Here is a 5,761-nt window from a genome sequence, read left to right on the forward strand (position 1 = left end):
AGCATTCCATGCCGCCGAAGCCAGATCGCACGGCGGGCATAGTTGGTGGCCTTGTTCTGATAATACGGCAGGCGCCTCCACCATTTCGGTTTCTTCACCAGACTGAAATTCGTTCCAGTGATCGAACTCGTCCCCTGATCGTCCGGATGGCTCGACCATGGTTCCAGCCCCATCTGGCGATAATCGTGGAGAAAGAACCGGTTCAACTCGTGATCCAACGCTCGGGTTTGTGGCCAGAGCGCGGGCAATAGCCGCCGCGCCACATCCCGATGGATCAGATAGCACGCATTTCCGGTAAAGGGCCCCAGATAGGCATTCAACCTGTAAGGGCCGAGCCTCGCCTGTGTCACCGGAAGCTTGGCGCGGATACAATTGAACCTCACAACATCCCAAAGACTGTCGTGTCGCAATGCGGTCTCCAAGGCCTCCATGAAATCGTCATGAAACACGACGTCGTCTTCAAGGATCAAAGCCGCACGGTGGTTCGAGGCGATCAGGGCCTCCCAGACGGCGAGGTGGCTTGCGTAGACACCCAGCTTTCCGGGCAGGAGCGGGCTTCCCATGTTGCGGGAATAGGCCGCGGGATCAGCGCGCCGGATCAACCGATCCTCTTCTGCCCGACCGTCTACCGCTGGAAGAAGAACGTAAGGCAACCCCAGATCGGCCAGTTGCCGCTCCATCCGATGGCGACGGTCGGTGTCTCGCGGCAGATTGATCAACCAGACCCCTATATCGTCGCGCGTCAGGCTCACTCCAGATCCTTCCAACGCAACTGCGCGTTCCTTTGCAACGCCCGCAGCAGCGTCCGCCCCACAACCTTGTCGAAATCATAGCCCGCAATCTCGCCCGAGCCGGGGCGGCGGGCCCAGATGTCGGCTGCGGTGATCACGTGCCCTGCAGCCAGGTCGCGGTCGGCCACGACCGAGGCGCGGGCGAAGCGGTAGACGTCTTCTTCGGGACCGGTGCGCTGTTTGGGGTTGCGCAGGGCGGTGTGGATCTCGCGGCTGCGGTCGATCAGGTGGCGCAACTCGCTGGGGTCCATCGAACAGGCGATATCCGGCCCCTTGCGGTAGCGCGTGTCGGTATAGTGCCGCTCGAGGATGCAGGCCCCCAGTGCGACGGATGCCAGCGCCATCTCGGGCCCGATGGAATGATCCGAAAAGCCGACGACCGCATCGGGAAAGGCGGCGCGCAGGTCGGTGACACCTTGCAGTGACACGATCTCGGGCGGCGAGGGGTACAGGTTGGTGCATTCAAGCAGGGCATAGTCGATCCCCGCATCCATCAGGATCTGCACCGAGGCGCGCAGGCTGTCGATGGTCTGCATCCCCGTCGACATGATCACCGGTTTGCCCTTGGCGGCGATATGCCGGATCAGCGGCAGGTTGTCGGCCTCGCCCGATCCGATCTTGTAGGCGGGCACATCCAGCCCTTCGAGAAAATCACAGGCCGCCCGCGAAAACGGAGTCGAGATCCAGATCATCCCGAGGCTTTCAGTATAGCGCTTCAGCTCGGCCTCTTCGTCGCGGCCGAGGGCACAGCGTTCCATCACCTCCCAGATCGAGACATCGGCATTGGGCGGAAAGATCGCCTTGGCCTCATCCGTCATCTCGTCTTCGACGATATGGGTCTGATGCTTGATCATCTCGCAGCCCGAGGCGGCGGCAAGGCGCACCATCTCTTTGGCAACGGCCAGATCGCCGCCGTGGTTGATGCCTATTTCCGCGATCACCAGTGGCGGGTGGTCCGGTCCGATTTCTCGATGTGCAATTTTCATGGTCACCTCATTTGCGCAAAGGTTTCGCATGAAGAAACCGCGAAGGCCAGTGCCCTGCGTGGCCGCAAACCCGACGATCGGGCGGGACGCGGCTGACGTGATGGGCGATCAGCAGCCGATATCGCGGACCAGACCCCAGCCGAATTGCGCGTCCCTGCCCGGCTCGCCCAGATCGAACGCCCGGCGTTCCAGCCTGCGGCGCAGGTCATCGACCGAGCTTGGCGCGATACGGGCCGCCAGCGCGGTGATGATCGGTGCGGCATATGACGTGCCCGATGCGTAACCCCCGCCTGCGCCTTGGGCGACGTAGACGTCGACACCGGGGGCCGCGAACTCGATATGCGACCCGCGTGTCGCCGCGCGATAGCGGCGCATCGCGGCATCCACTGCGGTCACGGCGACAACCGTTTCGGCGCTGGCGGGCAAGAGGGCCGCCTCGCGTCCTGCGTTGCCCACAGCGGCGATCATCACCGCCCCTTGCCCTGCGGTCTGGTCCAGCAGATCGGCCAGCACAAGGTTCTGCGGTCCGGCAAAGGACATGTTGATCAGCCGCACGTCGTTCAGCAGCATCCATGTCAGGGACGCGCCGATCCTGTCCACATCCGCCGCGACGCCGCTATGCTCGCGCGCAAAGGCGTTGATGGCGTAAAGGCGCGCGCCGATGGCAAAGCCGTTCAGCGCGCCGCCGGGGTCCTCGCCCACCATCAATGCGGCCAGGGCGGTGCCATGGGCCGTATCGCCGGCATCCTGACGCGGGGCGAGCGCGGACCGGACCACGATATCCGCGCGTTGCAAGGCAGGATGGTCAAGGGCGACGGGCCCGTCGATCAGCCCCAGCCTTTGACCGGTCCGGACGCGGCACCCGCCGCGCGGATCGCCGACCATCGCGGCCGCATAGACGCGGGGGGTCTCTTGGGCTGTGACATAGAGGTGGTTGAAATCGGCGACGAACCCCGGTGCGGCCTGTGCCAGACGCTGCCGCGCCCTGTCGAGGCTGAGCCTGCGCAGGTTGAACGTCATGACGCGACGGTCGAGCGGCACCAGATCGCGGTAAGAGACCAGCCGCGCGCCTCCCTCCTCCAGGGCGGCCGCTGCGGCCTCGGCCTCGGCAATCGGGCCGCTGACGATGTATGCGGGGCGGCCATTGTCGAAGTGGGCGATATCGGCCGGCAAGCGCGGGGTGCGGTCGCGGTCCCTATCCCTTGTCGTATTCGCTGGCGGCCCCCCCGGGTTGTTGGTCTGGGCCTCCGCCTGTTGCGGGGGCAGGCACATCAGAACAAGGGCCATCGTCAGCCCGAACAACCATTGGTGAAAGACCGGCTTTGCCATGGATCGTCCCTTCATCAATTCGCGGCACGGGCGAGGCTTTCGATGACCCCTTCAGCCGCGCGCAGGGCGGCCTCTGCCTCGTCCAGTGTGACATTTTCGAGCAATCCTAGCTGATAAAGCCCCAAAGCCGAAGGACCGGCGATGATTTCCACACCGGCATCAAGCAGGGCCGCGCGGATCGCGGCCTCTGGCGCGTCGGGCACGAAGGCGACGGTCAGGGCCGCCGTCGTGCCGCCTGCCAGTTCAAAACCGGTGCTGTCGCCCGAACCCGACAGAAGGACGGCCTGCCCGATCACCACCGCCATAAGCAGCGCCGCCGCGACCTGCCAGATGCGCGGGCGCGGACCAACGGCGGTCGTCGCTGTCTTGTCCCCGTCCAGATCGCGCATCAGGCGGGCAAGACCGAAGTCTCCGGGTGACGCGCCGATGTCGTCGGTCCGCATGGTGGCGCGCACCGCCTTCAGTGCGGCAAGGTCCATCGCCAGCGCGGGGTCTGCGGCGACAGCGCGTTCCACTTCGGCCCGCTCTTCGCCTGCGAGGGTGTCATTGGCCAGAAACGGCAAGAGCGCCTCGATATCGTCTCGGGACAGGGTCATGCGCGCGCGCCCTCCATCAATCCCGACAGGCACCGCAGCAGCAGCCTCTTGGCATGGAAGATGCGGGTCTTGATCGTGCCTTCAGCGGTTTTACACACCTCGGCGATTTCGCGGTAGGTCATGTCCTCCCAGAAGGCGAGCGAGATGGCCGTGCGGTGGTCGTCGCTGAGGTCCGCCAGGCAGTGCCTGACCTGTGCCGCGTCCTGACCGGCGACCAGACAGCTTTCCGCGCTTTGCGTCTCGTCAACGATGTCTTCGTCGGGCCCGTCGGTCAGATGGGTGCGGCCCGCCTTGCGGTGCCGGTCGATGACCTTGCGGTAGGCGATGCCGAATATCCAGGTCTGCAATTTCGATCTTCCTTCAAACCGGTCGGCGGACCGCCAGACCTCGATGAACACGTCATGAAGTATGTCGCTTGCCTCGAAGGGATCGTTCAATCTGGACAGGATAAATCTGTAGAGCGGCCGTTCCATCTGCCGATAGAGCGCGGCGAGCGCCTGTCTGTCGCCTTCTGCGATCCGCTTTATCAATGCAAGTTCGGTCGACAATGCGCGGTCCAGACAATCGAGGGGCTGCCTGCGAAGGCCTAATAGGCGCAGACTAGCAAGGTGGACGCGCAGCGGGCAAGGCTTGCGGTCGCGCAGTTGCGCCGCCTGCCGCCGGTTTCTTGTGCAGAAGGCCTGCTTCGGACGGGCTGTTGTCCTATGGAATTGGGTCAAACCGTCTATCATGTTGTCAATCGCCGCAGAAGGCCTTATGCGGCGTTGCAGCGAACATGGACCCGGAAGCGATTCCGGGTGGCTCTTCCGGCCGCCGATCCGCCGGACAACCACAGACAACGGTGCAGATGCACACCGATCTCGCGCAGAGCGCGCCGGACCGGTATCGGACAACATTTTCATGATTTCACTCGATGCTTACCGCAGCCAGTGGCTTGGCAACATACGTGGCGACCTGCTTGCCGGGCTTGTCGTGGCCCTGGCGCTTATCCCCGAGGCCATCGCCTTTTCGATCATCGCGGGCGTGGACCCCAAGGTCGGGCTTTATGCCTCGTTCTCGATCGCCGTGATCACCGCCATCACGGGCGGACGCCCGGGCATGATTTCGGCCGCGACCGCCGCGACGGCGGTGCTGATGGTCACGCTGGTGCGCGACCACGGGCTTGAATACCTTCTGGCGGCCACGGTTCTGGCCGGACTGTTGCAGATCGGTGCCGGGGTGCTGAAGCTGGGTTTCATCATGCGCTATGTCTCGAAGTCGGTGATGACCGGTTTCGTGAACGCGCTGGCCATCCTGATCTTCATGGCGCAGCTGCCGGAGTTGGACCCGCGCGATGTGACCTGGCTGACCTATGCATTGGTCGCTGCGGGCCTCGCCATCATCTACCTGCTGCCTTTGGCGACCACCGCGATCCCTTCACCGCTGGTGACCATTGTCGTGCTGACGGGGCTGGTCTTCGCACTGGGGCTTGACGTGCGCACGGTGGGTGACATGGGCGCGCTGCCCGATACATTGCCGGTCTTCCTGATCCCGCAGATCCCGCTCAACGTTGAGACGCTGATGATCATCCTTCCTTATTCGGTGGCGGTGGCCGTCGTGGGTCTGCTGGAAAGCCTGATGACGCAGAACATCGTCGATGACCTGACCGACACCAAGTCGAACCGCAACCAAGAGTGCATCGGCCAGGGCGTCGCCAATACCGCGACCGGCTTTATCGGCGGCATGGCGGGCTGTGCGATGATCGGCCAGTCGATCATCAACGTCAAATCCGGCGGGCGGGGGCGGCTGTCGTCCTTTGCGGCCGGGGTCTACCTCTTGTTCATGGTCGTGGTGCTGGGCGATCTGGTCAGCATTATCCCCATGGCAGCCCTTGTGGCGATCATGATCATGGTGTCGATCGGCACATTTTCATGGTCGTCGATCCAGAACCTCGCCGTGCATCCGCGCTCGTCCTCGATCGTGATGATCGCGACAGTGGTGACCGTGGTCTATACCCACAACCTCGCCATCGGCGTGCTGGTGGGCGTGCTGCTGTCGGGCATCTTCTTTGCCGGCAAGA

General features: G+C 63.9%; 6 protein-coding genes and 1 other annotated feature. Of the genes, 1 reads left to right on the top strand and 5 read right to left on the bottom strand.

What is annotated here, in order from left to right:
* The 5 genes from V7N12_RS13425 to V7N12_RS13445 form a co-directional block, all read right to left on the bottom strand.
* Positions 1 to 752: glycosyltransferase family 25 protein (locus V7N12_RS13425; RefSeq protein ID WP_333715134.1), on the bottom strand; the 752-nt coding region annotated here is incomplete at its 3' end.
* Positions 749 to 1,777: an N-acetylneuraminate synthase family protein gene (locus V7N12_RS13430; protein ID WP_333715135.1), complete on the bottom strand. Its 1,029-nt coding sequence runs from the start codon at positions 1,775 to 1,777 to the stop codon at positions 749 to 751. The genes V7N12_RS13430 and V7N12_RS13425, both read right to left, overlap by 4 nt.
* Before the next feature lie 108 nt (positions 1,778 to 1,885).
* Positions 1,886 to 3,106, bottom strand: coding sequence for a S8 family serine peptidase (locus V7N12_RS13435; protein WP_333715137.1), 1,221 nt, complete (start codon positions 3,104 to 3,106; stop codon positions 1,886 to 1,888).
* A 14-nt stretch (positions 3,107 to 3,120) separates the two neighbouring features.
* Positions 3,121 to 3,702 (bottom strand): hypothetical protein, encoded by a 582-nt coding sequence (locus V7N12_RS13440; protein ID WP_333715138.1) that lies wholly within the window; start codon positions 3,700 to 3,702, stop codon positions 3,121 to 3,123.
* A complete protein-coding gene (locus V7N12_RS13445; protein ID WP_333715139.1) occupies positions 3,699 to 4,604 on the bottom strand; it encodes an RNA polymerase sigma factor in 906 nt (301 codons plus the stop codon). The genes V7N12_RS13440 and V7N12_RS13445 overlap by 4 nt, the downstream gene beginning before the upstream one ends.
* Positions 4,477 to 4,533: a sequence feature (sul1 is cis-regulatory element that is thought to sense ions involved in sulfur or methionine metabolism; They are found in Alphaproteobacteria), on the top strand. It overlaps the preceding gene by 57 nt.
* Here V7N12_RS13445 and V7N12_RS13450 point away from each other — a divergent pair.
* Positions 4,603 to 5,761: SulP family inorganic anion transporter (locus V7N12_RS13450; RefSeq protein WP_333715140.1), on the top strand; the 1,159-nt coding region annotated here is incomplete at its 3' end. The two genes, V7N12_RS13445 and V7N12_RS13450, sit on opposite strands and share 2 nt — an antisense overlap.

Origin of the sequence: Yoonia sp., from assembly GCF_036770585.1 — a bacterium.
Taxonomy (GTDB): Bacteria; Pseudomonadota; Alphaproteobacteria; order Rhodobacterales; family Rhodobacteraceae; genus Yoonia.